Genomic DNA, 26143 nt, shown 5'->3' with positions numbered 1-26143 from the left:
CGCCCTTAGATCAGCGCCGCGGCGGCCAGCGCAAGGACCAGCGCGCCCAGCGCCATCGCCCGCCGGTAAAGCGCCAGAGCGCGGCCCACGTCGCCGGGACCCGGGTCGGGTGCCGCGCCGTTGAGCCACGGCTCGTCCGCGACGCTTTCGCCGTAGACGCGCGGGCCCGACAGGCGGATGCCCAGCGACGCGGCCATCGCTCCCTCGGGCCAGCCGGCATTGGGCGAGCGGTGCGCCGGCGCATCGCGGCGCATCGCCGACAGGCAGGCGCGCGGACGGGTCGAGACGAAGGCGAACAGCAGCCCCGTCAGCCGCGCCGGCAGCCAGTTCGCCACGTCGTCCACGCGGGCCGAGACCTTGCCGAACGCCTCGTACCGCTCGTTGCGGTGGCCGATCATCGAATCGAGCGTATTGATCGCCTTGTAGGCCGCGATGCCGGGCAGCCCCGCGACACAGCCCCAGAAGATCGGCGCCACCACGCCGTCCGAGGCGTTCTCGGCCAGGCTCTCGATCGCGGCGCGGCCAAGGCCGGCCTCGTCCAGTTGCGCCGGGTCGCGCCCGACGATCATTGACACGGCGCGCCGCGCGGCGTTCGTGTCGCCGGCCAGCAAGGGCCGCGCCACGGCGGAGACGTGGTCGTGCAGCGAGCGCGCGGCGATCAGCGGCCAGGCGAGGAGGGCGCCGAGCAGGACGCCCATCGCGCCGTCCGGCAGCGCGGCCTGGAGCAGGGCCGCGGGTACCGTGGCGAGCGCGATGGCGCCCGCGCAGGTCACTGCGCCGCTCCACAACCGGCGGGCACGACTGCCGCGGTTCAGGCGCCGCTCGGCCGCGGCGATGGCGCTGCCCAGCCACGTCACCGGGTGGCCGATCCGCGCATAAAGCCGGTCGGGCCAGCCAAAAGCGGCGTCGATCAGCAGCCCGCCCAGCATCATCGCGACCGCGCTCATGCGCCGCCCGTCCGGAAGCGCAGGATGCCGGTCAGCCCGGCCTCGGCCAGGGCGGCCTCGGCACCCGGCGGAACCTGCCCCGGCGCGAAGAGCAGCCCGCGGGCCGAGCCGGTATGCGCGCGCAGATGTCCCGCGGCACCGAGCGCGCGGGCCAGATCAGGCGTCGGATCGTCGGCGGGACCGCGCAGCGCGGTGCTGCGTTCGGCCGAGGTGCTGGCGACGCGCGCGGCGGCGGTGAGGTCGGCGGTCTCGCAGGCGTGGCCCCACGGTTCGACGAGGTCCGCGATGTCGGGAAACCGGTCGTCGTCGGCCTGCGTCGGCAGCGGCGGACCCCAGAAGCCGCCGACGATCTCGCAGGCGGGCGGCGGCGGCAGGCGGCGCAGGATGCGCCCCTGCCGCGAGGCCCAGATCAGGCGGTCGCATTCCGGATGCATCAACGGGTCGGACGCGCCCTCGGCCGCGACGCAGGCGGCGGCGCGGGCGCCGGCGCTGCCGCGGAACCCGGCGCCGCGCGCCAGCGCCACCAGCGTCGCGGTGGACGCGCCGGCGCCGGCGCCGAGGGGCATGTCGCGCCGCACGCCGCACCACCGGGGAGCGATGCCGAGATCGGCCGCGAAGGCCGCCAGCACGTGCGGCACGAAGACCGGATCGTGGCCCGCGCCGTCGCAGGTCCGCACGGCCAGCGCGTCGCAGGCCACGGTGACCAGCGCGACGGGGCCGTCGGGGCCAAGCCGCCCCTGCAGCCATTCGCCGAAATGCCCGGACACGCGGACCGGGGGCGATCCGTCGTCGGGCGGGGCGCGCCGCGTGTCACTGTCCTGCCGCATGGCGCACATCGTCGCTTCCCGCTTTCATTCTCCGGGCGAACCTGCTTTTTCACGGGCGGATGCAAAAGTCGATACTGATCACCGGCGGTGCCCGCTCGGGCAAGTCGCAACTGGCCGAGCGCATGGCGCTGCGGTCCACGGGGTGCGCCGTCTACATCGCGACGGCCGAGGCGCACGATTCCGAGATGGCCGAGCGCATCGCGGCGCACCGGGCGCGGCGCGGCGCCGAGTGGCGCGACATCGCCGCACCGACCGACCTGGTCGGTGCGCTGCGTGCCAGCGACGGCGCGCACAACCCTGACGACGATCCGCGGCTGGTCGACTGCCTGACGCTGTGGCTGAGCAACCTGATGCTGGCCGGCGCCGACTGGCGCGCGAAGGGCTCAGCACTGGTCGACTGTGTCGCGCGGCAATCGGCGCCGGTGATCTTCGTCACCAACGAGGTCGGCGGCGGCATCGTCCCCGAGAACAGGCTCGCGCGCGAGTTCCGCGACGCGGCGGGCTGGCTTAACCAGCAGGTGGCGCACGCCTGCGACGAGGTCTGGCTGAGCGTCGCGGGCTATCCAGTGAAGGTGAAACCCAATGAACATTCTTTCTGACGTCTCCTCGCTCGACGCGCTGCCGGGACTGGTCGAGGCGCTGCCCGGCGCGGACGTGGCCGCGGCGCAGGCGGCCTCGGCCCGGCAGGATTCGCTGACCAAGCCGCCGCGCGCGCTGGGCCGGCTCGAGGAACTGGCGATCTTCATGGCGGGCTGGCAGGGCACCGCGCGCCCGGTGATCGACCGCGCGCAGGCGCTGGTCTTCGCGGGCAACCACGGCGTCTGCGCGCAGGGCGTGAACCCGTTCCCGCAGGAGGTCACCGCGCAGATGGTGGCCAATTTCGACGCGGGCGGCGCGGCGATCAACCAGCTGTGCCGCGCCTCGGGGGCCGAGCTGTCGGTGATCGCGCTGGACCTCGACCGGCCGACCGCCGACATCACCGAGGCGCCGGCGATGAGCGCGGACGAGGCGCTGGATGCGATGCGGCGCGGCGCCGGGGCTGTCGACGGCGCGGCGCAGGTGCTGGTGCTGGGCGAGATGGGGATCGGCAACTCGACCATCGCGGCGGCGCTGGCGCACGCGGTCTTCGGCGGCGCGGCCGGCGACTGGGTCGGCCGGGGCACGGGCGTCGACGACGACGGGCTGGCACGCAAGGCCGACGTGGTGGCGCGCGCCGTGGCGCGGCACAAGGGCGCGCGCGGGGGCGCGCTGCTGGCGGCGTTGGGCGGGCGCGAACAGGCGGCGATCTGCGGCGCGGTGCTGCAGGCGCGGGCGCGGGCGATCCCGGTGATCCTCGACGGGTTCATCTGCACGGCGGCCACGGCGCCGCTGTTCGACGCCGATCCGCGCCTGCTGGATCACTGCCTCGTCGGTCATTCCAGCCGCGAGCCGGGCCATGCGCGACTGCTCGAGGCGATGGGCAAGGCGCCGATCCTGTCGCTCGACATGGCGCTGGGCGAAGGCTCGGGCGCGGCGCTGGCGCTGGGGGTGCTGCGCGCGGCGCTGGAATGCCACAACGGCATGGCGACCTTCGCCGAGGCGGGCGTCGCGGGCGGCTGAATCACCGGGAACCGGGCACAGTCGCGGCGGGTTTGTCCGCCGCCACGACAGCCGGAGACCGCGATGATTCCCAGACCACACGCCCTGCCGCAACGGATGCGCCGCGATGTGCGGTAACTGCCGGGTGGGCCGCCGGGCCTTCCTGGGCCTTGCCGGCGGCGCCGCGGCCACGGGGCTGGCGGGCTGCGACGAGGTCAGCCTGGTGTCGGACGAGGAAGTGCGCCGGATGGGCCTGCGCGCCTGGTCCGAGATCCGGCAGGCGACGCCGCTCAGCGACGATCCGGACGCCCGGCAGGCGGCGCAGCAGGTCGGCGCGCGGCTGCTGAGTGCGGCCGGAGAGGACCCCGCGCAGTGGGAGATCGCCGTCTTCGCCGGTCCCGAGATCAACGCCTTCGCGCTGCCCGGCAACAAGATCGGCCTCTACCAGGGCATGTTCGGCGTGTTCGAGAACGCCGACCAGCTGGCCGCCGTGGTCGGCCACGAGATCGGGCACCTGCAGGCCGAGCACAGCCAGGAACGGATGAGCGCGGCCGTCGCCAAGGAGCAGGGCCTCGCCTTCCTGCGCTGGCTGCTGCAGCTGGGCGAGGTCGAGTTCGCCGGCGCCATCGCCGCCGCGCTGGGCGTGGGCCTCGAATTCGGCGTGGTGCTGCCCTATTCGCGCCGGCAGGAGATCGAGGCCGACCGGCTGGGCGTGCTGATGATGGACGACGCGGGCTTCGACGCGCGCGAGGCGGTGGGCCTGTGGCAGGCGATGGACCGCGCGTCGCAGAACCGCCCGCCGGAGTTCCTCGCGACGCACCCGGCGCCCGCCGCGCGCATCGCCGAGATCGAGCAGATCCTGACCGAGCTCTGAGGCTCAGCCGACCTGGCGGCCGCGGCTCCAGACGCCGCGCAGGATCGGGGTGTCGCCGTGCCGGCCGACGCGGACCATGTCGCCGCGCAGGCCCTTGTGCAACGATCCGCGATCGCCGAGGCCCGCCGCGCGCGCCGGCGCATCGGTGACGGTGCGGACCGCGCGGGGCAGGTCGTCCCACGCCTCGGCTAGGCGGAAGGCCGACAGCAACAGCGCCGAGGGCACGTAGTCGGACGAGACGATGTCCAGAAGCCCGCGCGCGGCGAGGTCCAGCGCCGAGACGTTGCCCGAGTGCGACCCGCCGCGGATGATGTTGGGCGCGCCCATCATGATGGCGATTCCGGTCTCGCGGCAGGCCTCGGCAGCCTCGATCGTGGTGGGAAACTCGGCGAAGCCCACTCCCGAGCGGTGCGATTGGGCGACCTGCTCGGCGGTGGTGTCGTCGTGGCTGGCCAGCACCGCGCCCAAGCGCCCCGCCTCGGCCACGGCGCCGGTCTCATGCCTCTCGCCGTAGCGCTCCTGCAGGCCGGTCAGGTGGGCGACGTGGTCGTCGAACTCGGCGTCGGTCATGTTCTGCTTCTTGGCGGCGTAGACCTTCAGCTTGGACACGTCGCGGAACTGGCGCTGGCCGGGGGTGTGGTCCATCAGGCTGACGATGCCGACGCGGTCTTCGGGCGAGAACTCGGCCAGTTCCTCCAGCAGCGTCTCGGAACAGATCTCGGCACGCAGGTGCAGGAAATGGCTGATCCGCAGCGTGCCGGCGGCGCGCAGGTCCATCAGCTCGGTGGCGAGGCGGCGGGCGTATTTCTCGGACTTGCCCTTGCCGCTGTGGATCGACCCCACGCGCATCGCGTCGAACACGGTGGTGATGCCGGTCGAGGCCAGCTCTCCGTCATGCGCCAGAAGGGCCGCGTGGTGCGGCCAGTCGACCTCGGGGCGCGGCTCGATGTGGCGCTCGAGGTTGTCGGTGTGCAGCTCGACGAGGCCGGGGATCACGTGATCGCCGTGGCAGTCGATGGCGCCTGCGGGCACGCCGGTCTCGTCGGTGATCGCGGTGATGATCCCGTCCTCGACGGTGATCTGGCCCATCGTCTCGGTATCGGGCAGGATCAGCCGCGCGTTCGCCAGACAGACGCTGCCTGTCATCATGCTGTCATTCGACCGTGCGAGGCCGCCGGAAAGGATCGGAGAGTTCATGTCACTTCATTCCCGTCATGCTGTCTATTTCATGCCGCCCGAGGGGCCGCTGGCAAGCTTCGGCGCCACCTGGCTGGGCTGGGACGCCCAGGCGGGGCGCGATGTGCCTCAATTCGATCTTCCCGGCCTCGATACCCTGACCGACACGCCGCGCAAGTACGGATTCCACGCCACGCTGAAGCCGCCCTTCCGGCTGGCGGAAGGCGAATCCGTCGAGGTGCTGCACGACGCGGTGGACGCGCTGGCCGCGCGCACCGCGCCCGCCTGGGCCGACGGGCTGGTGCTGTCGCGGCTGGGCCGGTTCCTTGCGCTGACGCCCGACGGCGACAATTCCGACATCGCGCGGGTGGCCGCGGCCTGCGTGCAGGATCTCGACCAATTCCGCGCGCCGGCGTCCGAGGCCGAGCTGGAGCGCCGCCGGGCTGCCGGTCTGGACGCGCGGGCCGAGGATCTGCTGCGCGACTGGGGCTATCCTTACGTGCTGGACCGGTTCCGTTTTCACATGACGCTGACCGGCAAGATCGCGCGCGAGGATCTCGACCGGGTCGAGGCGATGGTGGCCGAGGCCCTGCCGCCGCTGCCGCAGCCCTTCGTGCTGGACAGCATCTGCCTGTGCGGCGAGCGCGAGGACGGCCGGTTCGAGCTGCTGCATCGCTACGCGCTTTCCGGCTGAAGCAGGGCCAGCGCGCGCGCGACGCTGTCATCCAGCGCGCCGTCGTTGCGCAATTCGACCACCTGCACCGACGCCGGCAGGTCGGGCAGCGGATGGTCCGCGCGGTCTAGGCGGCGGGCGATCTGGGCCTCGGTCTCGCGCCCGCGGGCGGCGAGGCGGCGCGCCAGCACCGGGGCGGACGCGGTGACGTGCAGCACCACCATCGCCGGAAAGGCGCGCGCGGCCTCGGGCAGCACGGCGCGCGACAGGTTGGCGATGCGCGTCTTGCCCGCCCTCACCGCGTCCAATGTCTCGGCCGGGATGCCGTAGCGCAGCCCGTGCGCCGGCCACCACAGGCAGAAGGCGCCGCGTTCGGCCGCCGCGTCGAACTGCGCATCGGTCATCGGGCGATGCGTCTCGGCGCCGTCGTCGGCGGGCCGGGTGATCGCGCGGCGCACCACCTGCCAATCGGGCCGGGCCGCGACGAGGCCCGCGATCACGCTGTCCTTGCCCACGCCCGAGGGGCCGACGACGGCGATCAGCCGTCCGCTCATGCCGCGCGGTCCGGTGCGAAGGCCGACACGTCCACCTCGCGGTCGCAGACGCGGGTGCGCGCGGCCTCGTCGTGGAAGATGCCGACGATGGCCGCGCCGCGCGCCTTGGCGTCCTCGATCAGGCCCAGCACGATCTCGCGGTTGGCGGCGTCGAGGCTGGCGGTCGGCTCGTCCAGCAGCAGCGCGGGGAAGGGATGCGCGAAGCCGCGCGCGATGTTCACCCGCTGCTGTTCGCCGCCCGAGAACGTGGTCGGCGACAGGTCCCACAGGGTGCGCGGGATGTTGAGTCGTTCGAGCAGCGCCGCCGCGCGGTCGCGCGCACCGCCTTCGTCCATGCCTACGGCGCGCAGCGGCTCGGCCACCACGTCCAGCGTCGGCACGCGGGGCACCACGCGCAGGAACTGGCTGACATAGCCCAGCACCTCGCGCCGCAGCCGGATGATGTCGCGGGGCTGCGCGGTGGCCACGTCGACCCCGCCCACCAGGATCGAGCCCCGGGCGGCGCGGTAATTGCCGTAGATCATCCGCATCAGCGTCGACTTGCCCGCGCCGGAACTGCCGGTCAGCGCCACACATTCGCCGGGCGCCACGGACAGGTGCGCGCCGTCCATCACGCGGATCACGGCGCCGCCCTGGTTGTGCAGGGTGAAGGTCTTGCCCACGTCCCGCAATTCGATCGTCACTGCCGTCACAGCCATCCCTTTCGCTTGAACCACAACAGCGGCGCCACCGCCGTCGCCACCATCAGCGCGAGGCAGGCGTAGTAGCCCCAGCGCCATTCGAGGATCGGCATGACCGTGAAGTTCATGCCGAAGATCGACGCGATCAGCGTCGGAGGCAGGAAGACCGTCGCCACGATCGAGAAGGTCTTGCCGATGTCGTTCTGCTCGATCGAGATCATGCCCAGCGTCGCGTCGAGCAGCAGCGCCGTCTTCGAGGTCAGGAAATTCGCCTGCTCGGAAATGGTGCGCACGTCGCGCTGCGCGCTCTTGATCGCGCGGCGGGCCTCGTCGCCGTCGCCGCTCTTGCCCAGCGACGGCTGCAGGAAGCCCAGCAGCCGATCGAGCGAGGTCAGGCTTTCGCGGATCTGCATCACCACCGTGTCCTGCCGGCCGATGTCGCGCAAAGCCGCCTCGTGGTCGTCGGTGCGGCCCTCGCCGATCTGGAAGGCGGCGCGCGTCATCAGGTCGATCTCGCGGCCGACCTGCTCGGTGAAGTCCGCGAGGCGGTCGACCACCGCCTCGATCAGCCCCACCAGGATGCGCGTGGCCGAGTCCACACCCAGCGACGAGCGGTCGGGATGGTCATGGAACGCGCGGAACGCGCCGTGGGGCTGGTGGCGGATCGTGACCAGCCGGTCGGGCGTCGGGATGAACGTCACCGGCGCGGTCTCGACCGTGCCGGTGTCGGTGCGCACGGTCAGCAGCGCCGTCATCACCGGGATCCCGCGTTCGAGGTAGAGGCGCGAGGAATGCTCGATCTCCTCCTGGTCGGCGAGGCTGGGCAGGTCGAACCCCACGAGCTTCGACACCGTGGCGCGTTCCTCGGCATCGGGCTGCACGAGGTCGATCCAGGGCGCGTCGCTCTCCAACGTGTCCTGGCAGGTCAGGGCTTCGCCGCGGGGCCGGTAGCTGCAGATCATTCTCGGGTCTCCGTCGTCTTGCGTCGCCCGGAGGGCCGCCGCGCGGCTCATGCCTGCAGCACCGACGAGACCAGCAGCTGCGTGTAGCCGTGCTGCGGGTCGTCCAGCACCTGGTCGGTCAGCCCGGATTCGACCACGCGGCCGTCCTTCATGACCATCAGGCGGTCGGCCAGCAGGCGGACCACCGCCAGGTCGTGGGTCACGATGACCGCCGACAGCCCCATGTCGCGCACGAGGCCGCGCAGCAGGTCGAGCAGCCGCGCCTGAACGCTGACGTCCAGCCCTCCGGTGGGTTCGTCCATGAACACCAACCGCGGCCCCGTGACAAGGTTTCGCGCGATCTGCAGCCGCTGCTGCATCCCGCCCGAGAAGGTCGCGGGGCGGTCGTCGATGCGGCCGGCATCGATCTCGACCCGGGTCAGCCAGTCGGTGGCCTTGTCGCGGATGTCGCCGTAATGCCGCGCGCCCACGGCCATCAGCCGCTCGCCCACGTTGCCGCCGGCGCTGACGCCCATGCGCAGCCCGTCGCGGGCGTGCTGGTGCACGAAGGCCCAGTCGGTGCGGCCCAGCATCCGGCGCTCGGGTTCCGACATGGCGACGGTGTCGCGCGGGCCGCCGTTGCGGGTGTCGAAGATCACCGCGCCGTCGTCGGGCGCCATGTGCCCCGCGACGCAGTTCAGCAGCGTCGTCTTGCCCGAGCCGCTTTCGCCCACGATGCCCATGACCTCGCCGGGAAAGAGGTCGAACGACACGTCGGCGCAGCCGATATGCGCGCCGTAGCGCTTGGTGATGCCGCGCACCGACAGCAGGGCGGTGTCGGTCCGGTCGAAGCTTGAATCCTTCATCACGCCGCGTCCTTTCCGCGATGGCCGGCGGCCTGCCGGGTGTCGCAATGGTCGGTGTCCGAGCAGACGAACATCCGCCCGCCCGCGTCGTCGGTGATCACCTCGTCGAGGTAGCTGTCGGTCGAGCCGCACAGCCCGCAGGGATGGTCGGCCTTGCTGGCCTCGAACGGGTGGTCCGCGAAGTCGAGGCTGGCGACGCGGGTATAAGGCGGCAGCGCGTAGATGCGCTGCTCGCGGCCCGCGCCGAAGAGCTGGATCGCCGGGCAGTCGGACAGCTTGGGGTTGTCGAACTTGGGGATCGGCGACGGGTCCATCACGTAGCGCCCCTCGACCTTCACCGGGTAGGCGTAGGCGGTGGCGATGTGACCGTGGCGCGCGATGTCCTCGTAGAGCTTGACGTGCATCAGGCCGTATTCCTCGAGCGCGTGCATCTTGCGCGTCTCGGTCTCGCGCGGTTCCAGAAAGCGCAGCGGCTCGGGGATCGGCACCTGGTAGACCAGAACCTGACCTTCGGTCAGCGCAGCCTCGGGGATGCGGTGGCGCGTCTGGATCACCGTCGCGTCGGCGGTGCGGGTGGTCGTCGCCACGCCGGCCGTGCGCTCGAAGAAGCCGCGGATCGACACGGCGTTGGTGGTGTCGTCGGCGCCCTGGTCGATGACCTTGAGCGTGTCCTCGGGCGTCAGCACCGCGGCGCTGACCTGCACGCCGCCGGTGCCCCAGCCGTAGGGCATGGGCATCTCGCGGCTGGCGAAGGGCACCTGGTAGCCCGGAATCGCCAGCCCCTTGAGGATCGCGCGGCGGATCATCTTCTTGGTCTGCTCGTCGAGATAGGCGAAGTTGTAGGCGTCGGCGGTCATTCCGCGGCCTCCTGCTGCTGGCTGGATTCCACGTTGCGCCGCAGCTTGCGCACCAGCTCCAGTTCGGACTGGAAGTCGACGTAATGCGGCAGCTTGATGTGCTCGAGGAACCCGGTCGCCTGGATGTTGTCGGCGTGGTAGAGCACGAACTCGGCGTCCTGCGCGGGCGCGCCCACGTAATCCTCGCCCAGCTCCTCCCAGCGCAGCGCGCGGTCGACCAGCGCCATGCTGATTGCCTTGCGCTCGGTCTGTCCGAAGACGAGGCCGTAGCCGCGGGTGAATTGCGGCGGTTCGGTCTTCGAGCCGGTGAACTGGTTCACGGTCTCGCACTCGGTCAGGGTGATCTCGCCGATCTCGACGGCGAAGCCCAGCTCGGGGATCTCCATCTCGACCGGCACGGTGCCGATGCGCAGCTCGCCCACGAAGGCGTGGTTGCGGGCGTAGCCGCGCTGGGTCGAGTAGGCGAGGCCCAGGGTGAAGCCCTCGTCGGCGCGCGACAGCGCCTGCAGCCGCAGCGCTCGGTCGGCGGGCAGTTCCAGCGGCTCGCGCGTCAGGTCGGGCGGTGGCGTGTCGTCCGCCTCGGCGGTCTCGATCAGCCCCTCGCGGTTGAGGAAATCGGACACGCGCGGCACCGGCGCCGTGTCGGCGTCGCGGCGGGGCGCCTCGGGGGCCTCGCCTTCGGCGGCCAGTTTGAAGTCGAGCAGGCGGTGCGTGTAATCGAAGGTCGGCCCCAGCACCTGCCCGCCGGGCAGGTCCTTGAACGTCGCGCTGATCCGCCTGTCGCAGGCCATCGAGCCGGTGTCGACCGGGGCGCTGGCGCCGAAGCGCGGCAGGGTCGTGCGGTAGGCGCGGATCAGGAAGATTGCCTCGATCAGGTCTCCGCGCGCCTGCTTGATCGCCAGCGCCGCGAGGTCGGGATCGTAGAGCGAGCCCTCGGCCATGACGCGGTTCACGGCCAGGCTCATCTGCTCGCGGATCTGCGCGATGCTCAGTTCCGGGACCGCCACGTCGCCGCGGCGTTCCTCGGCCAGCCAGTCATGCGCCGCGGCGATGGCGCGTTCGCCGCCTTTCACTGCCACGTACATCAGGTCGCCTCCGGTTCGGTCACTCGGGTGGTTCGGGGCAGGGCGGCCAGCCGGTCGCCGCAGGTCAGCACGAAGTCCAATCCCAGCGGAAAGCGCGCCGCGTTGGCGCGGAAGGCGGTCGTCTCGGGCAGCGACAGCGCGGCGGCGTCGCGGATGCCGGGTCCGGTGAGCCGTGCGCCTTCGGCCTCGAGCGTCCCGCGCTCGACGATCAGCGTGGCCGAGCGGTCGGGGTATTCGGGCGTGCCCGGCGGGAACCGGTCGAGCGGCTGGAGCGACGCCCAGTCGCCCACGGCGAAGGCGCACTCGGCCGGGCCGGACAGCGGCGCGCCGGTGTGGAAGGCGATCCAGGCGCGCACCGCGTCGCAATCGACCGCGCCCGCCAAGTGGACCGGCGTGTCGCCGTCGCACAGCGTCAGCAGGACGGCGCCGGCGGCGGCAGACAGCGGCGCGGGCGGTTTCGCCCCCGCGACAGGGTGGATCGTGCCGGGGCGAGCCATCGCCTCCATCACCGCGCGGAAGGCGTGCGCGGCATCGACCGGCGGCGTGGCGAACCCGCCCTGAAGCGTTGCGGCGTCCATCAATCCTCTCCCCTGACCAGCGTGAAGAAATCGACTTTCGTGGCGGCGGCCTTTTCGGCGCGCCCGGTGCGGCGGGCGGCGGCTTCGGCGCGCAGCGGGTCCAGCACGGTGGCGCGCAGCGTGCCCGCCGCGTCGGTCTGCATCAGCGCGTCGACCAGCGCGGCGGCGGTCGCGTCGTCCTTGCGGCGGCCCTGGATGCAGGCGTGCCCGATCGCGCCACCCGCCAGCGTCAGCGCGCAGCGGGTCACGGTCATCTCGCCCAGGTTGAACGGCGCGCCGGTGCCCCCGGCGCGGCCGCGCACCATGACGCTGCCGATCTCGGGCGCGCGCAGCCACTCGAAGGCCGGGCGCCCATCGGGCCCAAGGGCCGCGTCGAGCAGCGCCGGAACGCGGCCCGCCGCCGCTCGTGCCAGTAGCCCCATGCGCGCCTTGCGGTCGTTGTCCGGGTCGTTCCCGGAGTGATCCTTGTCCGCGGTATCTTTCATCTCGACAACTTGGCCATATCCTATACAACTATACACATTATGGCAGGCGGGCGGCCCGCGCGCCAGCGCCGTTTTGTGAAATTTGGGTGACGACGACCGATGACAGCATCGACCGAGGCCTCGAAGACCCCGCTTTGGCAGGCGATCGCGGCGACCTTGCGCGACGACATCGCCGAGGGCCGCTATGGGCCAGGCGACCGGCTGGCGACCGAGGCGCAACTGGCCGAGCGCTTCGGTGTGAACCGGCACACCGTGCGCCATGCGCTGTCTGCGCTGGTCTCGGACGGGCTGGTGCGGACTCGGCGCGGGTCAGGCGCGTTCGTGGCGGCCCGGCCGACGGATTATCCCATCGGTCGCCGCGTGCGCTTTCGCGAGAACCTGTTGCGCGCGGGCCAGCGGCCGGAAAAGCGCGTCCTGCAGATCGAGACGCGGGCCGCCACGGAGGGCGAGGCGTCGGCGCTGGCGATCGAGCCGGGCGCGCTCATCTGTGCCATGCACGGGCTGTCGCTGGCCGACGGGCAACCCGTCGCCGTGGCCGAGACGGTCTTTCCCGTCGACCGCCTGCCGGGCATCGCCGAGGCGCTGGCCGAAACCGAGGGCGTGTCCGACGCGCTGGCGCGGTGCGGCATCGTCGATTACAGCCGCGCCTCGACCCGCGTGACGGCGGTGTCGGCCAGTGCGGTGCAGGCGTTGCACCTGCAGTCGCGCGAGGGCGCGCCGCTGCTGCGCTCGACGGGCCTCGACGTGGACGCGGACGGCGTGCCGGTGGCCTACGGGCGGACGTGGTTCGCGGGCGACCGGGTGACGCTGACGCTGGGCGACGGCTGAAAGGTCCGGCCGAAAAGGGCCTTCGCGGACAGGACGTGAAACTGGATCAGCGCGGCATCAATGTCCCTCGGGGCGGCCGATCAGGCGGCCGCGCAGCTTGCCCGACAGCCAGTCCATGACCATCACCATCAGCACGATCAGGACGATGTAATAGGCGACCTCTTCCCAGTCCTTCTGGGTCTGGATCGCCTGCGTCAGCATCAAGCCGATGCCGCCGCCGGTGATCGCGCCGATGATCGTGGCGCTGCGGGTGTTGGATTCGAGGAAGTAGAGGATCTGGCTCAGCAGCACCGGCACCACCTGCGGGATCACGCCGAAGCGGTGGCGCTGCAGCGGCTTCGCCCCGGTCGAGGCGACGCCCTCGATCTGCTTCTGGTCGACGTTCTCCAGCGCCTCCGAGAAGATCTTGCCGAAGGTGCCGGTGTCGGTGACCAGGATCGCCAGCGCGCCGGTCATCGGGCCGGGGCCGAAGGCGCGGGCCAGAACGACCGTCCAGATCAGCGCGTCGACGCCGCGCACGAAGTCGAAGACGCGCCGCACGCCGAAGCGCACCGTCTTCAGCGGGGCAAAGCCCTTGGCCGCCGCGAAAGCCAGCGGCAGCGCGATGATCGCCGCGCCGAAGGTGCCGAGGAAGGCCATCAGGATCGTCTCGCCGATGGCCCAGACCACATCGCCGTGGCGCCACATCGGGTTCGACCAGAAATCCTGCACCGCGCCGACGATGTTGGCGCGCGCCGGGTCGAGCCGGTCGCCGAACAGGATCTGCGTGACGGGCACGCCGTAATAGGGGCTTTCGAAGGTGAACCAGAACAGCTCCCACCCGCCGAAGTAGCGGAAGATCTCGGTCTTGGAACGGGTGATCGCCACGCGGCCGCCCTCGGTGTCCAGGGCGACGCGGGTGCGGCTGGCGCTGATCCAGTCGGGCAGGGGCTCGGACAGGTTGGTGACGATGGCGTTGCCCTCGCGGCGCGCGTCGATTACGCCGTAGCCGGGCACGTCGTAGATCATCCGGTTGCCGGGCAGCAGGCGCACCACGTGGCCCTCGGACAGCTCGACGATCGTCTCGTCGCCCTCGACGCGGACCCAATCGGGGCGGGTGCCTTCGGGATAGGCGCCCTTGCGCTCGCCCTCGACGGCGTACTCGATCGCGCCGTCGCCGTGATCGCGCGTGACGTGGACCTTGTGCGACCAGCTGTCCGAGGCCAGCGTGACCGCGTTCTCGAGCTGTGCGCGCTGCGCGAGGCCCGGCACGTCGAAGGCGAAGAAGACGTAGGTGAGGTACGCCAGGATCACCGCCGGCACGGCGAAGGCGGTCAGGCGCTTGCGGGCCAGCAGCCGGTCGGCGCCGGTCTTGGCAAGGTCGAGCGTCGCGTCGGTCATGGCGTCAGGCCCCGTGTGTCAGGCGGTTGCGGTAGCGCGAGGAGATCTGGTCGAAGAGCACGATCGTGCCGAAGAGCAGGATGAAGATCGCCGCCGCCTCGTCAAAGCGGCCCGGCCCCCAGGCCATCGAGTTGCGCAGCTCGTAGCCGAGGCCCCCCGCGCCGACGAAGCCCAGGATGGCCGAGGCGCGGATGTTGATCTCGAACCGCAGCAGCCCGTAGGACAGGTAGTTCGGCGCCACCTGGGGCATGACGCCCAGCAGCATCTGCTGCCACCAGTTCGCCCCGGTCGACGCCAGGCCCTGCACGGAACCGAGGCTGGCGTTCTCGGCGACCTCGGAGAAGAGCTTGCCCAGCGCGCCGGCGGTGTGGATGGCGATGGCGATCATCGCCGGCACCGGGCCGCCGCCCAGCACGAAGATCAGCACCAGCGCGATGACGATCTCGGGGATGGCGCGCATCACGTCCATCAGCCGGCGGAACACCGGGATCAGCCGCGGCGCGGGCGCGAGGCCGCGCGTGGCCAGCAGCGACAGCAGGATGCCGAGCGCGGCGCCGATGAGGGTGGACACGGCGGCGATGTTGACCGTCTCGATCAGCGCGGGAAAGAAGCGCACCATCAGCGAGGGCAGTTGCGCGCGCTTTTCCCACGCCTCGGACAGCACGTCGGCGGGATAGTCGCCGACCTGGTGCAGCCCTTCCCAGAACCCGCCCGCGTTGCGCTCGTCCGCGACCATGAAGCCCGAGGCCATCAGCAGCACGAAGATCAGCAGCGTCAGCCCGCCATAGAGCCTGCGGCGGCGCACCTGCTCCATGTAGCCGGACTGGATCGTCTGGACGCTGGGCGCGCCGGGATGGGTGGCGTCGGTCATGAGAAGCCTTCGGAAAAGAGAAGACCGGCGGACCGCGAAGGTCCGCCGGTTCGGGGCAGGGTCGCTTATTCGCCGATCACGGCGCGGCGCGCCTCGATGATCGACTGGTAGGTGTCGTGGTCGACCGGCTGGAAGCCCAGCGTGTCGCCGGCGGCGACATTGTAGGCGCAGTCGGCGTCACGCTCGTGCAGGCCGTCGACCAGCTCGGTCATGGTGGTCCGGACGTCCTCGGGCAGGGCGGTGCGCAGCACGACCGGGCCCTCGGGGATGACCTTGGACTTCCAGATCTCGACCAGCTCGTTCATGTCGACGAGGCCGGCATCGACCGCCTTGCGCAGCGCGCCCGAGTTGTAGCCGTCTTCCCAGTTGCCCTGGCCGTCGGCCCAGGTCACGCCGCCGTCGATGTCGCCGTTGAACACCGCGACGATGGTCTGCTCGTGACCGCCGGTGAAGACGACGTCGCCGAAGTACTCGCCCGGCTCCATGGTGATCTTCTCGCCCTGCTGGGGGATCTCGATCGACGGGATGAGGTAGCCTGAGGTCGAGTTCGGGTCGCCGAAGCCGAAGACCTTGCCTTCCATGCCTTCCAGCGACGCGACGCCGCTGTCCTTGCGGGCGAAGCCGATCGAGTGGTAGCCGATCGAGCCGTCGAGGTTGACCTTGACCAGCACCGGCTCGACCACTTCGGGGTCCTGCAGGTACGTGGCGGCATAGGCCGAGGCGCCCAGCCAGGCCATGTCGATGGTGCCGCCCAGCAGGCCCTGAATAACGCCGTTGTAGTCGGCGGGCGCGAACAGCTTGACCGGCACGCCCAGCGCCTCTTCGGTGTATTCCTGCAGGCAGGCATAGCTGTTCAGGCGGTCCTGGGCGTTCTCGCCGCCGAGGATGCCGATGCGGAACTCGTCGATTTCCTGGGCCTGCGCCATGCTGGCCAGCGCGGTGGTCGCAAGGGCGAATGCGAGGGTCTTTTTCATCACGTCTCTCCGTTTGAGGGTCCCGCGGCGCGGGCACCCGGGTAGGTCCCGCGACGAGGGCGGGACGGGCCCGCGCGTCGCGGGGTTTCGACTGGTTCAGACCAGCGCGCGGGCCTTGCCCCGTTCGCGCTGCGGTCTGTCCAGTGTCTGGATGTCGGTCGAGGTGGCGGCCTCGGAGAAGTCCGCGCCGGCGCCGTAGATGTCGCGTGCGACACCGGTGGTCAGCTGCTCGGGCGTGCCGTCGAAGACCACGCGTCCGTCGCGCATGCCTATGATGCGGTCGCAGTAGCTGCGCGCGGTGTCGAGCGTGTGCAGGTTGCACACCACCATGCGGCCGTCTTCCTCGTGGATGCGGCGCAGGGCGTCCATGACGATGCGCGCGTTCATCGGGTCGAGGCTGGCGATCGGCTCGTCCGCCAGGATCACCGCCGGGTCCTGCATCAGGGCGCGCGCGATGGCGACGCGCTGCTGCTGGCCGCCCGACAGCGCCTCGGCGCGCTTGGGCGCCTGTTCGGCGATGCCCAGCCGGTCGAGGATCTCGATCGCGAGGTGGATGTCGGATTGGGGGTAGAGGTTGAACATCGTCGCCAGGGTCGAGCGGCGGTTCAACGTGCCGTGCAGCACGTTCGACACCACGTCCATGCGCGGGACCAGGTTGAACTGCTGGAAGATCATCGCGCAGCGCGACTGCCAGGCACGTTTCTCGCGGCCGCGCAGATCGGTCACGTCCTGTCCGTCGAAGACGATCCGGCCTTCGCTGGCGTCGGTCAGCCGGTTCAGCATGCGCAGCAGCGTCGACTTGCCCGCGCCCGAACGTCCGATGATGCCGACCATCGCCGGCCGCTCGATGTGGAACGAGACCTTGTCGACGGCGCGCTTGTCGCCGAAGCGCCTCGTCAGGTCGGTTATCTGAAGCATTCCTGCCACCCCCTTGGCTTGGGGGCGGTCTACGGGCGCCACACGTCAGTTTCTTGATGGTCCGGATTCGGTTTCGTGTCGGATTTGCGAAGGATTGGTGACAGCCGGCGGCGCCGCGCCGGGTAGGGTCGCACGCCTGCCGCACAACGCCGCACGCGGCGATCGTCGCGCATTTTAAGCAGATCGGCGGGCCGACGCGGGGCCGCACTCGCGTTTTGTTAAACCCGAAGCTTGACGATCGCCTTCGCACAACTAGGGAAGGGTCCCCCATGCCATTCAGGAAATCCATCGCGGCCGCGGCGGTGCTCGCCGCCCTGCCGCATCTCGCCGGCGCCGTTCAGGGCATCGAAAGCGCGCAGGTCCATTTCGCGCAGGTCGCCGCACTCGACGGTCCGGCCGCCGCGCTGGGCCAGGGCATGCGCCTCGGCCTGCTCGCTGCGTTCGAGGAGGCCAACGCCGCCGGCGGCGTGCATGGCCGCCAGATCGTGCTGGACAGCTTCGACGACGGCTACGAGCCCGACCGGTCGGTCGCGCACGTCAAGACCGTCATCGGCGGCGACGGTCACCTGGGCCTGATCGGCGCCGTGGGCACCCCCACCAGCGCCGCCACCCAGCCGGCCGCGACCGAGGCGGGCATGCCCTTCATCGGCCCGTTCACCGGCGCCGGCTTCCTGCGTGACCCGCAGCTGTCGAACGTGCTGAACGTGCGTGCCGACTACTTCGCCGAGACCGAGGCGTGGATCGAATACCTCGTCGACCGCGAGGGCATGGACACGATCGCGATCCTCTACCAGGACGACGGCTTTGGCCGCGTGGGTCTGGATGGCGTTAAAGCGGCGCTCGAGAAGCGCGGCATGACGCTGGCCGCAGAGGGCACCTACACCCGCAACACCGTCGCGGTGAAGAAGGCGCTGCTCGGCATCCGCAAGGCCGAGCCCGACGCCGTCGTCATGGTCGGCGCCTACAAGCCGGTGGCCGAGTTCATCCGCCTGTCGCGCTCGCTCAAGTTCGACCCGACCTTCGTCAACATCTCGTTCGTGGGCTCCGAGGCGCTGGCCGGCGAGCTGGGTGCCGACGGCGAGGGCGTGATCGTCAGCCAGGTCGTGCCGTTCCCGTGGGACACCTCGATCCCGGCCGTCGCCGCCTACCACGCCGCGCTGAAGGCGGTGGACCCCGCGGCCGAACCCGGCTTCGTCTCGCTCGAAGGCTACCTGACCGGGCGGCTGGCCATCATGGCGCTCGAGAAGGCCGGCAAGGACGTCACGCGCGAAAACTTCGTACAGACGATGACCACGCTAGGTTCGCTCGATCTGGGCGGCGTGTCGATGGCCTTCGGCCCCGGCGACAACCAGGGCATGGAATCGGTCTTCCTGACACGCATCACCGCCGACGGCACGTTCGAGCCCGTCGAGTAACGCACGACCGAAACGCGGGCCGCCCGGTGCCGGGCGGCCCTGTCCTCCGGCCCGGCCGGTCCTTCTTCACGAATGCAGGTCCCTTCATGAGTGCGAAAATCCTCAAGTCCCGTCGGTCGCGCCGTGGCTGGTTCTCGAGCATCGGCGCGCGCCTGACGCTGATCCTGCTGGCGCTGGGCGGCGTCTCGGCGCTGCTGGGCGTCGTCGCGGCGATGGTCTTCGGGCGCGTGTCGCAGGACATGGCGCACCTCACCCGCGCCGAGCTTCCGGCGCTCGAGCAGAGCGGCGCGCTGGTCGCGGCGACCGACAGCGCCAAGAACGCGATGATCGGCGCCATCACCGCACGAGACGCGGCTGTGCTGGACGACCGCGCGCAGGCGGCCCGCGACGCGGCCGCGCATCTGGACACCGCTGTCGCCGGCCTGTCGGACGAATTGCGCGCCGACCTGCAGGGCGACGCGACCGAGGCGGGCGAACGGCTGGGCGCACTGGTTTCCGCCCGCGCGCTGCAATTCGAGAACGAGGCCCGAGTGGCCGAGGGGCTCGACGCGCTGCGCGCCGCCGCATCGAACCTGTCCGAGCAGATGGTCGAGATGGCCGACACCGCGTATTTCGACCTCGCCATGGGCGGCGAGACGACGATCGGGGCCGTCGACGCGACGCTGTCGGACCTGGTCGAGCAGCAATTCGGCGCGCTGCAATTGCTGCTCGGCGCGCGCGCCGAGATCAACCTGCTGTCGGGCGCGATCCTGTCGGCGCAGCTCAGCACCGACGATTCGACGCGCTCGATTCTCGACGATCTCGCGCTGGCGGCCGACGCGCGACTGGCCGAACTCGTCGCCGCGCTGGAGGCCAACGATTACGGCGCCGGCTCGGCCCAGCCGATCCGCGAGGCCGCCGGCGCCTTCGCCGAGATCCGGCAGGCGCGGGTGGGGCGCACGGGCGCGGCGACCAGCCGCATCCTCGCCCTGCGGCGGGACGCGGACGTGCTGCTGGCCAGTGCCATCGACGACATGATCTTCGGCCTGATGATCGCCGCCGAGGAGGCCAGCGCCGAGAACCGCGCCGCGATCCAGGGCCTGCTCGACGACGAAGTGTCCTTCATCAACACGCTGTTCGAGATCAGCGGCGCCGTCGTCCGCTTCCAGGAATCCGCGCTCGACGTGGTGGCCGCGCAGCATCCCGACGACGTGCGGCTGGTCGCGCCCGACCTGCAGCGCAATGCGCAGGCGCTGGCGGCGCATGCCGGTTTCGCCGACGGCGCGCTCGATGCGCCGCTGGCCGAGCTTGCCCGCCTCGCCGATCCACGGGCGGGCCTGCCGGCCTTTAAGATCGCGGCACTCGAGGCGACCATCGCCGCGGCCGAGGCGGTTCAGGCGACGTCGGCGGCGGTGCTGCTCATCAGCGAGCGCGCGGCCGAACTCGGTGATGCCAGCCGCGGCGAGATCGCGGCGATGGCCACCGACATCCAGGCCGAGATCGCCGGCGCGCGCGAGCGGGTCGACATGCTGCTGATCGTGCAGGGGGCCGGCGTGCTGATGGCGCTGCTGCTCACCCGGCTGCTGGTGCAACGCCCGCTGCGCCGCATCAGCGAGACGACCGAGCGGCTGGCCAGCGGCGACCTCTCCGAGGTGACCGGCTTCGACCGCGCCAGCCTCGAGATCAACCGCATCGCGCGCGCCCTGGCGGTGTTCCGCGACGGCCTGATCGAGAAGGACGCGATGGAGGCCCGCCAGGAAGCCGAGCGCGAGGCGCGCATGGCCGAACAGATGGCCGCGGTGACGCTGATCGGCAACGGGCTGGAACGCCTGTCGCGCGGGGACCTGACCCGCCGCATCGACGAGGACATGGCCGAGGGCTACGACAAGCTGCGGACCGACTTCAACAACGCCCAGGACAACCTGCGCGACATGCTGCGCGAACTGTCCGAATCGTCGTCGGTGATCCTGTCCGGCACGGGCGAGCTCAGCGCCGCGTCGGACGACCTGTCGCGCCGCACCGAAAGCCAGGCCGCCACGCTCGAGGAATCGGTCGCGGCGCTGGATGAGGTCACGTCGAACGTCAACGCCGCCGCCGGCCATGCTCGCGACGTGGAAACCACGCTCGAGGCCGCTAAGACCGAGGCCGAGCAGAGCCGCAGCGTCGTGCGCGAGGCGATCGACGCGATGCAGGCGATCAAGACCAGCTCGGACAAGATCTCGAGCATCGTCAGCGTGATCGACGACATCGCGTTCCAGACCAACCTGCTTTCGCTCAACGCCGGGGTCGAGGCCGCGCGGGCGGGAGAGGCGGGGCTGGGTTTCGCCGTCGTCGCATCCGAGGTTCGGGGCCTTGCGCAGCGGTCGTCGGATTCGGCGATGCAGATCAAGGCGCTGATCAGCGACAGCGCGCAGCGCGTCGAACACGGCGTCGATCTGGTGGGCAACGCGGGTGACGCACTGATGTCGATCCTGGAACGCTTCGGCGACGTCTCGACCATGGTTGCGGGCATCACCCAGTCGTCGGTCGACCAGGCCACCAGCCTGAAGGAGGTCAACACCGCGATGACCGACCTCGACGTCGTCACGCAGGAGAACGCGGCAATGGTTCACCGGACGACCGAGGCAACCTCCGGCCTGAACAACGAGGCGCTGCGCCTGTCCGCGCTGGCCGCGCGCTTCTCGGTCGATGCGGGGCAGGCTCGGAAAGCGGCCGCGGCGGACGGGGCGGGCCCTGCACGCAAGTCCGGGCCGGCGCGCGCGGCGTGACTTCTGCGGCCGCCCCGTCCGGTCAAAGCCGAGGGTTGGGTCTGACCGGACGGGGCGGGCGTCGCAGGTAACGGGCGGTTACAAACGCAACGGATTTACCGTGCGTCGATTCCGGAAAGCCTCTGCAGGCAATCCAGCAGGATCAGCCGTTCGCCCGGAGAAAACTGCGACAGAAGCCGGGCGTTGTGACGCTCGGCGATGCCGACGAGGTCGTCGAACGCCCGGCGGCCGGCCGGCAGCAGGCTGAGCGTCTCGCGGCGGCGATCTCCGGGCACTTCCGACGTCGCGATGAAGCGCTTTTCCTTTAGAGCCTTGACCGACCGGCTGATCTTGGTCTTGTGCATGCGGGAAAGGCGCCCGATCTCGGTCGCCGTCATCGGGCCGTAGTGGCCCAGGTGGAACAGCACGCGCCATTCTGTCCGCAGCATGGCATAGTGGTCCCGGTAGACCGCCGAGAACTCGAGGCTGGTCTGCTCGGCCGCCTGGTTGAGCAGGTAGGGCACGAAGTTGTCCAGGCTGAATTCGCCCATCGCTGACCCTCCCGACGCCCCTTGTTGGTTACAAACGAGACTTTATCCTGCGCCTCAACCAACCGCAAGGAGAGGGTCCGATGACGCAGGACGCGCACGCGAAAGGTCGGGTCGAGGGCACGCTCGCCCCGACCGCATCCGACCGCTACATGCCCGGCTTCGGCAACGACTTCGAGACCGAGGCGCTGCCCGGCGCGCTGCCGCAGGGGATGAACAGCCCGCAGAAGGTGAATTACGGCCTCTACGGCGAACAGCTGTCGGGCACGGCGTTCACCGCGCCCAGCCACCAGAACGAGCGCACGTGGTGCTACCGCATCCGGCCCAGCGTGCGGCACCAGGGCCGCTACCAGCGCATCGACCTGCCGTACTGGAAATCCGCGCCGCACATGCCCCAGGACGTGACGTCTCTGGGCCAGTACCGCTGGGACCCGGTGCCGCAGACCGACGCGGCGCTGACCTGGCTGACCGGCATGCGCACGATGACCACCGCGGGCGACGTGAACACCCAGACCGGCATGGCGAGCCATGTCTATCTCGTCACGCAATCGATGGTCGACGAGTACTTCTATTCCGCCGACGGAGAGCTTCTGGTCGTCCCGCAGGAAGGCCGGCTGCGCTTTGCGACCGAGCTGGGCGTGATCGACGTCGAGCCGCAGGAGATCGCGCTGATCCCGCGCGGCCTCGTCTATCGGGTCGAGGTGCTGGAAGGTCCGTGCCGCGGTTTCGTGTGCGAGAATTACGGCCAGAAGTTCGACCTTCCCGGGCGCGGGCCCATCGGCGCGAACTGCATGGCGAACCGGCGCGACTTCAAGACGCCGGTCGCCGCCTTCGAGGATCGCGAGACACCGTCGACGATCACCGTCAAGTGGTGCGGCCAGTTCCACCGCAGCGAGATCGGGCACAGCCCGCTCGACGTCGTGGCGTGGCACGGCAATTACGCCCCGTGCAAGTACGACCTGCGCACCTATTGCCCGGTCGGCGCGATCCTGTTCGACCACCCCGACCCGTCGATCTTCACCGTACTCACCGCTCCGTCGGGCATGGAGGGCACCGCCAACATCGACTTCGTGCTGTTCCGCGACCGCTGGATGGTGGCCGAGGACACGTTCCGCCCGCCGTGGTACCACAAGAACGTCATGTCCGAGTTGATGGGCAACATCCACGGCCAGTACGACGCGAAACCCCAGGGCTTCGTCCCCGGCGGCATGAGCCTGCACAATTGCATGCTCCCCCATGGCCCCGACCGCGAGGCGTTCGAGGGCGCGTCGAACGCCGATCTCAAGCCCCACAAGCTCGAGAACACCATGTCGTTCATGTTCGAGACGCGCTTTCCCCAGCACCTGACCGAGTTCGCCGCGCGCGAGGCGCCGCTGCAGGACGATTACGTCGATTGCTGGGACGGGCTGGAAAAGAAGTTCGACGGCACGCCGGGGAAGAAATGAGCGACCTGCGGCGCAGCTGGGTCGCCGGGGCCAACGATCCGGGCACCGACTTTCCGCTGAACAACCTGCCCTATGGCGTGTTCTCCACCGGGGCGCTCTCGCCACGCTGCGGTGTGGCGATCGGCGACCACATCCTCGACGTCGCCAGCGCCGAGGAGCGCGGCCTGACCGGCACCGACGGGCTGCTGCGCGACGCGCGATGGAACCCGCTGATGGCGGCCGGCCCGCAGGCCTGGCAAGACTTCCGCGCGCGGCTGATCCAGCTTCTGGCCGAGGGGGCGGAAAAGCGGGCGGCGGTCGAGCCGCTGCTGGTGCCCATGAGCGATGCGCGCCCGCACATGCCGTTCGCGGTGACCGAGTACACCGATTTCTACGCCTGCCGGCAGCACGCCACCAATGTCGGCACGATGTTCCGCGGCCCCGAGAACGCGCTGCCGCCCAACTGGCTGCACATCCCGATCGGCTACAACGGCCGCGCTTCGACCGTGGTCGTGTCGGGCACCGAGATCCGCCGCCCGCTGGGCCAGACCAAGGCGAGGGACGCTGCGGCACCCGAGTTCGGTCCGAGCAAGCGGCTGGATATCGAGCTGGAGATCGGCGCCATCGTCGGCACGCCGTCGCAGATGGGTCAGCCCGTGACGGTGGCGCAGGCGCGACAGATGATCTTCGGCTACGTGCTGCTCAACGACTGGTCGGCGCGCGACATCCAGGCGTGGGAATACCAGCCGCTGGGCCCGTTCCAGGCCAAGGCCTTCGCCACGTCGATCAGCCCGTGGATCGTGACCACCGAGGCGCTGGCGCCTTTTGCGGCTCCCGCGCCCACGCGCGAGGTGCCGCTGCTGCCCTACCTGCACGAAGATTCGCCCGGCCTCTACGACGTCGCGTTGAGCGTCGAGATGAATGGCCAGACTATCAGCACCACAAACATGCGCGAACTCTACTATTCGTCGGCCCAGCAATTGGCGCACCACGCGTCCTCGGGCTGCGCGATGCGCACGGGCGACCTGCTGGGGTCGGGCACGATCTCGGGGCCCACCCCCGAGAATTGCGGCTCGCTGCTCGAGATGACATGGGGCGGGGCGAACCCGATCACCGTGGGTGGCGAGCCCCGCACCTTCATCGAGGACGGCGACACGCTGACGTTGAAGGGGCACGCGCAGGGCGCAGGCTTCCGCATAGGCTTCGGCGCCTGCACGGGCACGATCCGGCCCGCACCGGACATTTGAAAGGACAGGACATGAGCAAGGCATTCGCCTCTGCCGGCGACATGGCGGACAAGAAGATCAGCTTCACCGAGGTGGGCGACGGGCTTTGGGCCTTCACCGCCGAGGGCGATCCGAATTCGGGCGTCATCATCGGCGACGACAGCGTGATGATCGTCGAGGCGCAGGCCACGCCGCGCCTGGCCGAGAAGGTCATCGAGAAGGTGCGCGAGGTCACAGACAAGCCGATCAGCCACCTGGTCCTGACGCATTACCACGCGGTGCGCGTGCTCGGCGCCTCGGCCTACGACGCGCGCGAGACCATCATGTCCGACGTGGCCCGCGCCATGGTCGCCGAGCGCGGGCAGGAGGACTGGAACAGCGAGTTCGACCGCTTCCCGCGCCTGTTCCAGGGGCACGAGAGCATCCCCGGCCTGACCTGGCCGACGACCACCTTCAGCGACCGGATGAGCGTCTATCTCGGCAATCGCCGCGTCGATCTGATGAAGCTGGGCCGCGCGCACACCGCCGGCGACATCGTGATCCACGTGCCGGATGCCAACGTGATGTTCACCGGCGACATCGTGGAATACCACTCGGCCTGCTACTGCGGCGACGGCCACTACGCCGACTGGCCGAAGACGCTGGACCGCATCCGCGCCTTCGACCTCGACGCGATCGCGCCCGGACGGGGCGACGCGCTGGTGGGCCGCGACATGGTGAACGCCGCGCTCGACAACACCGCGGATTTCGTCGCCTCGACCTTCGACGCGGTGCGGCGCGTGGCGGTGAAGGGCGGCTCGCTGCAGGACGCGATGGCCCATGTGCGCGAGGTCTGCGACCCGAAGTTCGGCGACTACGCGATCTACGAACACTGCCTGCCGTTCAATGTCGCCCGGGCCTACGACGAGGCGCAGGGCATCGACACGCCGCGCGTCTGGACCGCCTCGCGCGACAAGGAGATGTGGGACGCGCTGCAGAAGTAGCAGGTGGCCCGCCGGGAGGACACGAGATGCTCGACGACCGCTATTCGCTGGCGCACAGGCTTTATCCCTACGAACGCAGCGCCGATCAGGACGGCGCCGCCGAGGCGCATCATCCCGTGGTGATCATCGGCGGTGGACCCGTCGGCATGGCGGCGGCGCTGGACCTGGGCCTGCAGGGGATCGCGACGCTGGTGCTCGACGACCACGAGGGCGTGGGCGAGGGCAGCCGCGCGATCTGCTTCGCCAAGCGCACGCTCGAGATCTGCGACCGGCTGGGCTGCGGCGATCCGATGGTCGACAAGGGCGTCGTGTGGAACCTGGGCAAGGTCTTTCACGGGCACGACAAGGTCTTCGACTTCAACCTGCTGCCCGAAGGAGAGCACCGGCGGCCCGCCTTCATCAACCTGCAGCAGCCGTATTTCGAGAAATTTCTCGTCGAGCGCATCCGGCAGGCCCAGGGCGAAGGCGCGCCGATCGAGATCCGCGGCAGGAACCGAGTCGAGGGGCTCGACGTGCGCGACGACGGCGCCCGCCTGCGGATCGTCACGCCTGACGGGCCCTACGCCATCACCGCCGACTGGGTGCTGGCCTGCGACGGCGCGGGGTCGCCCACGCGCAAGGCGCTGGGGCTGGGGTTCGACGGCAAGGTGTTCCAGGACAGCTTTCTCATCGCTGACGTGCGCATGAAGGCCGACTTTCCGACCGAGCGCTGGTTCTGGTTCCAGCCGC

Annotated in this window: 27 protein-coding genes; 11 read left to right on the top strand and 16 right to left on the bottom strand. The window is 70.4% G+C overall.

Translation table 11 applies throughout. The features are described 5' to 3' along the window. Positions 1-5: 5 nt before the first annotated feature. Both cbiB and ACFDTC_RS01640 read right to left on the bottom strand, forming a co-directional pair. Positions 6-947 carry an adenosylcobinamide-phosphate synthase CbiB gene (gene cbiB, locus ACFDTC_RS01645; protein WP_375257123.1) on the bottom strand — a complete coding sequence of 314 codons (942 nt, stop codon included), beginning with the start codon at positions 945-947 and terminating at the stop codon, positions 6-8. After that, entirely contained in the window at positions 944-1774 is an 831-nt protein-coding gene (locus tag ACFDTC_RS01640) for a propanediol utilization protein (protein WP_375257122.1), read from the bottom strand. Before ACFDTC_RS01640 ends, cbiB begins: the two co-directional genes overlap by 4 nt. Before the next feature lie 59 nt (positions 1775-1833). On the opposite strand from ACFDTC_RS01640, the gene cobU reads away from it, so the two are divergent. The 3 genes from cobU (at position 1834) to ACFDTC_RS01625 (ending at position 4226) form a co-directional block, all read left to right on the top strand. Then, positions 1834-2373, top strand: coding sequence for a bifunctional adenosylcobinamide kinase/adenosylcobinamide-phosphate guanylyltransferase (gene cobU / locus ACFDTC_RS01635; RefSeq protein ID WP_375257121.1), 540 nt, complete (start codon positions 1834-1836; stop codon positions 2371-2373). Then, complete coding sequence (gene cobT, locus ACFDTC_RS01630) at positions 2357-3373, top strand: nicotinate-nucleotide--dimethylbenzimidazole phosphoribosyltransferase (RefSeq protein ID WP_375257120.1); 1017 nt, start codon at positions 2357-2359, stop codon at positions 3371-3373. The genes cobU and cobT overlap by 17 nt, the downstream gene beginning before the upstream one ends. A 106-nt stretch (positions 3374-3479) precedes the next feature. Beyond that, positions 3480-4226, top strand: coding sequence for a M48 family metallopeptidase (locus ACFDTC_RS01625; protein WP_375257119.1), 747 nt, complete (start codon positions 3480-3482; stop codon positions 4224-4226). A 3-nt stretch (positions 4227-4229) separates the two neighbouring features. On the opposite strand, the gene ACFDTC_RS01620 is transcribed toward ACFDTC_RS01625, so the two are convergent. Continuing rightward, a complete protein-coding gene (locus ACFDTC_RS01620) occupies positions 4230-5372 on the bottom strand; it encodes an alpha-D-ribose 1-methylphosphonate 5-triphosphate diphosphatase (protein ID WP_375257181.1) in 1143 nt (380 codons plus the stop codon). Positions 5373-5421: 49 nt separating this feature from the next. On the opposite strand from ACFDTC_RS01620, the gene ACFDTC_RS01615 reads away from it, so the two are divergent. Beyond that, positions 5422-6096 (top strand): DUF1045 domain-containing protein, encoded by a 675-nt coding sequence (locus tag ACFDTC_RS01615; protein ID WP_375257118.1) that lies wholly within the window; start codon positions 5422-5424, stop codon positions 6094-6096. Here ACFDTC_RS01615 and phnN read toward each other — a convergent pair. From phnN to phnG, 8 genes are read right to left on the bottom strand one after another with little or no spacing between them, the layout of a single operon-like run. Then, positions 6078-6629 (bottom strand): phosphonate metabolism protein/1,5-bisphosphokinase (PRPP-forming) PhnN, encoded by a 552-nt coding sequence (phnN, locus tag ACFDTC_RS01610; protein ID WP_375257117.1) that lies wholly within the window; start codon positions 6627-6629, stop codon positions 6078-6080. The two genes, ACFDTC_RS01615 and phnN, sit on opposite strands and share 19 nt — an antisense overlap. Next, positions 6626-7327 carry a phosphonate C-P lyase system protein PhnL gene (gene phnL, locus ACFDTC_RS01605; protein WP_375257116.1) on the bottom strand — a complete coding sequence of 234 codons (702 nt, stop codon included), beginning with the start codon at positions 7325-7327 and terminating at the stop codon, positions 6626-6628. Before phnL ends, phnN begins: the two co-directional genes overlap by 4 nt. Then, positions 7318-8271, bottom strand: a complete 954-nt coding sequence (locus ACFDTC_RS01600; RefSeq protein WP_375257115.1) for a magnesium transporter CorA family protein — start codon at positions 8269-8271, stop codon at positions 7318-7320. The genes phnL and ACFDTC_RS01600 overlap by 10 nt, the downstream gene beginning before the upstream one ends. A gap of 47 nt (positions 8272-8318) precedes the next feature. Then, positions 8319-9116 carry a phosphonate C-P lyase system protein PhnK gene (phnK, locus tag ACFDTC_RS01595; protein WP_375257114.1) on the bottom strand — a complete coding sequence of 266 codons (798 nt, stop codon included), beginning with the start codon at positions 9114-9116 and terminating at the stop codon, positions 8319-8321. After that, entirely contained in the window at positions 9116-9973 is an 858-nt protein-coding gene (locus ACFDTC_RS01590; protein WP_375257113.1) for an alpha-D-ribose 1-methylphosphonate 5-phosphate C-P-lyase PhnJ, read from the bottom strand. Before ACFDTC_RS01590 ends, phnK begins: the two co-directional genes overlap by 1 nt. Further along, positions 9970-11058, bottom strand: a complete 1089-nt coding sequence (locus tag ACFDTC_RS01585) for a carbon-phosphorus lyase complex subunit PhnI (protein WP_375257112.1) — start codon at positions 11056-11058, stop codon at positions 9970-9972. Before ACFDTC_RS01585 ends, ACFDTC_RS01590 begins: the two co-directional genes overlap by 4 nt. Continuing rightward, the gene (phnH, locus tag ACFDTC_RS01580; protein WP_375257111.1) at positions 11058-11636 is read right to left on the bottom strand and encodes a phosphonate C-P lyase system protein PhnH; all 579 of its coding nucleotides are present in this window, start codon (positions 11634-11636) and stop codon (positions 11058-11060) included. The genes ACFDTC_RS01585 and phnH overlap by 1 nt, the downstream gene beginning before the upstream one ends. Further along, positions 11636-12121 (bottom strand): phosphonate C-P lyase system protein PhnG, encoded by a 486-nt coding sequence (gene phnG / locus ACFDTC_RS01575; protein ID WP_375257110.1) that lies wholly within the window; start codon positions 12119-12121, stop codon positions 11636-11638. The genes phnH and phnG overlap by 1 nt, the downstream gene beginning before the upstream one ends. A gap of 99 nt (positions 12122-12220) precedes the next feature. Here phnG and phnF point away from each other — a divergent pair, with 99 nt between their 5' ends. Next, complete coding sequence (gene phnF / locus ACFDTC_RS01570; protein ID WP_375257109.1) at positions 12221-12949, top strand: phosphonate metabolism transcriptional regulator PhnF; 729 nt, start codon at positions 12221-12223, stop codon at positions 12947-12949. 57 nt (positions 12950-13006) lie between these two features. Here phnF and phnE (ACFDTC_RS01565) read toward each other — a convergent pair whose 3' ends face one another. From phnE (ACFDTC_RS01565) to phnC, 4 genes are all read right to left on the bottom strand, one after another. Continuing rightward, the gene (phnE, locus tag ACFDTC_RS01565) at positions 13007-14329 is read right to left on the bottom strand and encodes a phosphonate ABC transporter, permease protein PhnE (RefSeq protein WP_375257108.1); all 1323 of its coding nucleotides are present in this window, start codon (positions 14327-14329) and stop codon (positions 13007-13009) included. 4 nt (positions 14330-14333) lie between these two features. Continuing rightward, the gene (phnE, locus tag ACFDTC_RS01560) at positions 14334-15200 is read right to left on the bottom strand and encodes a phosphonate ABC transporter, permease protein PhnE (RefSeq protein ID WP_375257107.1); all 867 of its coding nucleotides are present in this window, start codon (positions 15198-15200) and stop codon (positions 14334-14336) included. Between the two features lie 65 nt (positions 15201-15265). Then, a complete protein-coding gene (phnD, locus tag ACFDTC_RS01555) occupies positions 15266-16174 on the bottom strand; it encodes a phosphonate ABC transporter substrate-binding protein (protein ID WP_375257106.1) in 909 nt (302 codons plus the stop codon). Positions 16175-16270: 96 nt separating this feature from the next. After that, positions 16271-17092 carry a phosphonate ABC transporter ATP-binding protein gene (gene phnC / locus ACFDTC_RS01550; protein ID WP_375257105.1) on the bottom strand — a complete coding sequence of 274 codons (822 nt, stop codon included), beginning with the start codon at positions 17090-17092 and terminating at the stop codon, positions 16271-16273. Positions 17093-17361: 269 nt separating this feature from the next. On the opposite strand from phnC, the gene ACFDTC_RS01545 reads away from it, so the two are divergent. Together ACFDTC_RS01545 and ACFDTC_RS01540 are read left to right on the top strand one after the other, a co-directional pair. Beyond that, positions 17362-18507, top strand: a complete 1146-nt coding sequence (locus ACFDTC_RS01545) for an ABC transporter substrate-binding protein (RefSeq protein ID WP_375257104.1) — start codon at positions 17362-17364, stop codon at positions 18505-18507. Positions 18508-18593: 86 nt separating this feature from the next. Beyond that, positions 18594-21254: a methyl-accepting chemotaxis protein gene (locus tag ACFDTC_RS01540; protein ID WP_375257103.1), complete on the top strand. Its 2661-nt coding sequence runs from the start codon at positions 18594-18596 to the stop codon at positions 21252-21254. Positions 21255-21349: 95 nt separating this feature from the next. On the opposite strand, the gene ACFDTC_RS01535 is transcribed toward ACFDTC_RS01540, so the two are convergent. Next, positions 21350-21784 carry a MarR family winged helix-turn-helix transcriptional regulator gene (locus ACFDTC_RS01535; RefSeq protein ID WP_375257102.1) on the bottom strand — a complete coding sequence of 145 codons (435 nt, stop codon included), beginning with the start codon at positions 21782-21784 and terminating at the stop codon, positions 21350-21352. Between the two features lie 149 nt (positions 21785-21933). On the opposite strand from ACFDTC_RS01535, the gene hmgA reads away from it, so the two are divergent. The 4 genes from hmgA to ACFDTC_RS01515 all read left to right on the top strand — a co-directional run. Then, entirely contained in the window at positions 21934-23226 is a 1293-nt protein-coding gene (gene hmgA, locus ACFDTC_RS01530; protein WP_375257180.1) for a homogentisate 1,2-dioxygenase, read from the top strand. Beyond that, positions 23223-24452 carry a fumarylacetoacetase gene (gene fahA, locus ACFDTC_RS01525; RefSeq protein WP_375257101.1) on the top strand — a complete coding sequence of 410 codons (1230 nt, stop codon included), beginning with the start codon at positions 23223-23225 and terminating at the stop codon, positions 24450-24452. The genes hmgA and fahA overlap by 4 nt, the downstream gene beginning before the upstream one ends. Before the next feature lie 11 nt (positions 24453-24463). Then, positions 24464-25414, top strand: coding sequence for an MBL fold metallo-hydrolase (locus tag ACFDTC_RS01520; protein WP_375257100.1), 951 nt, complete (start codon positions 24464-24466; stop codon positions 25412-25414). A gap of 26 nt (positions 25415-25440) precedes the next feature. After that, positions 25441-26143, top strand: a 703-nt coding sequence (locus tag ACFDTC_RS01515; protein WP_375257099.1) for an FAD-dependent monooxygenase, incomplete at its 3' end; no start/stop codon positions are given.

Origin of the sequence: Citreimonas sp. (assembly GCF_042096055.1) — a bacterium.
Taxonomy (GTDB): Bacteria; Pseudomonadota; Alphaproteobacteria; order Rhodobacterales; family Rhodobacteraceae; genus Citreimonas.
The sequence above is the reverse complement of the archived record's forward strand: the minus strand, read 5'-3'. Positions and strand labels throughout refer to the sequence as shown.

Excerpts from the sequence above, each read along its gene's own strand:
- cbiB (WP_375257123.1), bottom strand. The coding sequence starts at position 947 with ATGAGCGCGGTCGCGATGATGCTGGGCGGGCTGCTGATCGACGCCGCT.
- ACFDTC_RS01640 (WP_375257122.1), bottom strand. The coding sequence starts at position 1,774 with ATGCGGCAGGACAGTGACACGCGGCGCGCCCCGCCCGACGACGGATCG.
- cobU (WP_375257121.1), top strand. The coding sequence starts at position 1,834 with ATGCAAAAGTCGATACTGATCACCGGCGGTGCCCGCTCGGGCAAGTCG.
- cobT (WP_375257120.1), top strand. The coding sequence starts at position 2,357 with ATGAACATTCTTTCTGACGTCTCCTCGCTCGACGCGCTGCCGGGACTG.
- ACFDTC_RS01625 (WP_375257119.1), top strand. The coding sequence starts at position 3,480 with ATGTGCGGTAACTGCCGGGTGGGCCGCCGGGCCTTCCTGGGCCTTGCC.
- ACFDTC_RS01620 (WP_375257181.1), bottom strand. The coding sequence starts at position 5,372 with ATGACAGGCAGCGTCTGTCTGGCGAACGCGCGGCTGATCCTGCCCGAT.
- ACFDTC_RS01615 (WP_375257118.1), top strand. The coding sequence starts at position 5,422 with ATGTCACTTCATTCCCGTCATGCTGTCTATTTCATGCCGCCCGAGGGG.
- phnN (WP_375257117.1), bottom strand. The coding sequence starts at position 6,629 with ATGAGCGGACGGCTGATCGCCGTCGTCGGCCCCTCGGGCGTGGGCAAG.
- phnL (WP_375257116.1), bottom strand. The coding sequence starts at position 7,327 with ATGGCTGTGACGGCAGTGACGATCGAATTGCGGGACGTGGGCAAGACC.
- ACFDTC_RS01600 (WP_375257115.1), bottom strand. The coding sequence starts at position 8,271 with ATGATCTGCAGCTACCGGCCCCGCGGCGAAGCCCTGACCTGCCAGGAC.
- phnK (WP_375257114.1), bottom strand. The coding sequence starts at position 9,116 with ATGAAGGATTCAAGCTTCGACCGGACCGACACCGCCCTGCTGTCGGTG.
- ACFDTC_RS01590 (WP_375257113.1), bottom strand. The coding sequence starts at position 9,973 with ATGACCGCCGACGCCTACAACTTCGCCTATCTCGACGAGCAGACCAAG.
- ACFDTC_RS01585 (WP_375257112.1), bottom strand. The coding sequence starts at position 11,058 with ATGTACGTGGCAGTGAAAGGCGGCGAACGCGCCATCGCCGCGGCGCAT.
- phnH (WP_375257111.1), bottom strand. The coding sequence starts at position 11,636 with ATGGACGCCGCAACGCTTCAGGGCGGGTTCGCCACGCCGCCGGTCGAT.
- phnG (WP_375257110.1), bottom strand. The coding sequence starts at position 12,121 with ATGAAAGATACCGCGGACAAGGATCACTCCGGGAACGACCCGGACAAC.
- phnF (WP_375257109.1), top strand. The coding sequence starts at position 12,221 with ATGACAGCATCGACCGAGGCCTCGAAGACCCCGCTTTGGCAGGCGATC.
- phnE (WP_375257108.1), bottom strand. The coding sequence starts at position 14,329 with ATGACCGACGCGACGCTCGACCTTGCCAAGACCGGCGCCGACCGGCTG.
- phnE (WP_375257107.1), bottom strand. The coding sequence starts at position 15,200 with ATGACCGACGCCACCCATCCCGGCGCGCCCAGCGTCCAGACGATCCAG.
- phnD (WP_375257106.1), bottom strand. The coding sequence starts at position 16,174 with ATGAAAAAGACCCTCGCATTCGCCCTTGCGACCACCGCGCTGGCCAGC.
- phnC (WP_375257105.1), bottom strand. The coding sequence starts at position 17,092 with ATGCTTCAGATAACCGACCTGACGAGGCGCTTCGGCGACAAGCGCGCC.
- ACFDTC_RS01545 (WP_375257104.1), top strand. The coding sequence starts at position 17,362 with ATGCCATTCAGGAAATCCATCGCGGCCGCGGCGGTGCTCGCCGCCCTG.
- ACFDTC_RS01540 (WP_375257103.1), top strand. The coding sequence starts at position 18,594 with ATGAGTGCGAAAATCCTCAAGTCCCGTCGGTCGCGCCGTGGCTGGTTC.
- ACFDTC_RS01535 (WP_375257102.1), bottom strand. The coding sequence starts at position 21,784 with ATGGGCGAATTCAGCCTGGACAACTTCGTGCCCTACCTGCTCAACCAG.
- hmgA (WP_375257180.1), top strand. The coding sequence starts at position 21,934 with ATGCCCGGCTTCGGCAACGACTTCGAGACCGAGGCGCTGCCCGGCGCG.
- fahA (WP_375257101.1), top strand. The coding sequence starts at position 23,223 with ATGAGCGACCTGCGGCGCAGCTGGGTCGCCGGGGCCAACGATCCGGGC.
- ACFDTC_RS01520 (WP_375257100.1), top strand. The coding sequence starts at position 24,464 with ATGAGCAAGGCATTCGCCTCTGCCGGCGACATGGCGGACAAGAAGATC.